Annotated in this window: 1 rRNA gene; it reads right to left on the reverse strand. The window is 57.2% G+C overall.

Features of this window, described 5'->3' with window-relative positions:
• Window positions 1-1,484: ribosomal RNA gene (locus CHR28_RS37030) — 23S ribosomal RNA — on the reverse strand; the annotation flags it as partial.
• Window positions 1,485-1,544 lie beyond the last annotated feature (60 nt).

A 1,544-nucleotide genomic window follows, 5' to 3' on the forward strand; every position in this document is an offset into this window, starting at 1 on the left:
CCTGTCGGCCTCGCCTTAGGTCCCGACTTACCCTGGGCAGATCAGCTTGACCCAGGAACCCTTAGTCAATCGGCGCACACGTTTCTCACGTGTGAATCGCTACTCATGCCTGCATTCTCACTCGTCAACCGTCCACAACTACCTTCCGGTGCTGCTTCACCCGGCAGACGACGCTCCCCTACCCATCACGATCCCCGTTGGGGGTATATATCGCAATGACACGACTTCGGCGGTACGCTTGAGCCCCGCTACATTGTCGGCGCGGAATCACTAGACCAGTGAGCTATTACGCACTCTTTCAAGGGTGGCTGCTTCTAAGCCAACCTCCTGGTTGTCTCTGCGACTCCACATCCTTTCCCACTTAGCGTACGCTTAGGGGCCTTAGTCGATGCTCTGGGCTGTTTCCCTCTCGACCATGGAGCTTATCCCCCACAGTCTCACTGCCGCGCTCTCACTTACCGGCATTCGGAGTTTGGCTAAGGTCAGTAACCCGGTAGGGCCCATCGCCTATCCAGTGCTCTACCTCCGGCAAGAAACACACGACGCTGCACCTAAATGCATTTCGGGGAGAACCAGCTATCACGGAGTTTGATTGGCCTTTCACCCCTAACCACAGGTCATCCCCCAGGTTTTCAACCCTGGTGGGTTCGGTCCTCCACGAAGTCTTACCTCCGCTTCAACCTGCCCATGGCTAGATCACTCCGCTTCGGGTCTTGAGCGTGCTACTGAATCGCCCTATTCGGACTCGCTTTCGCTACGGCTACCCCACCCGGGTTAACCTCGCAACACACCGCAAACTCGCAGGCTCATTCTTCAAAAGGCACGCAGTCACGAGATGGAAGCAAGCTTCCATCCGACGCTCCCACGGCTTGTAGGCACACGGTTTCAGGTACTATTTCACTCCCCTCCCGGGGTACTTTTCACCATTCCCTCACGGTACTATCCGCTATCGGTCACCAGGGAATATTTAGGCTTAGCGGGTGGTCCCGCCAGATTCACACGGGATTTCTCGGGCCCCGTGCTACTTGGGTGTCTCTCAAACGAGCCGCTGACGTTTCGACTACGGGGGTCTTACCCTCTACGCCGGACCTTTCGCATGTCCTTCGCCTACATCAACGGTTTCTGACTCGTCCTGCTGCAGGCAGACAGCAGAAGAGAGATCCCACAACCCCGCATACGCAACCCCTGCCGGGTCTCACACGTATACGGTTTAGCCTTATCCAGTTTCGCTCGCCACTACTCCCGGAATCACGGTTGTTTTCTCTTCCTGCGGGTACTGAGATGTTTCACTTCCCCGCGTTCCCTCCACTTGCCCTATGTGTTCAGGCAAGGGTGACAGCCCATGACGACTGCCGGGTTTCCCCATTCGGACACCCCCGGATCAAAGCCTGGTTGACGACTCCCCGGGGCCTATCGTGGCCTCCCACGTCCTTCATCGGTTCCTGGTGCCAAGGCATCCACCGTGCGCCCTTAAAAACTTGGCCACAGATGCTCGCGTCCACTGTGCAGTTCTCAAACAACGACCAGCCACCCATCACCCCACC

The organism is Streptomyces sp. XY006 (assembly GCF_002237655.1).
Taxonomy (GTDB): Bacteria; Actinomycetota; Actinomycetes; order Streptomycetales; family Streptomycetaceae; genus Streptomyces; species Streptomyces levis.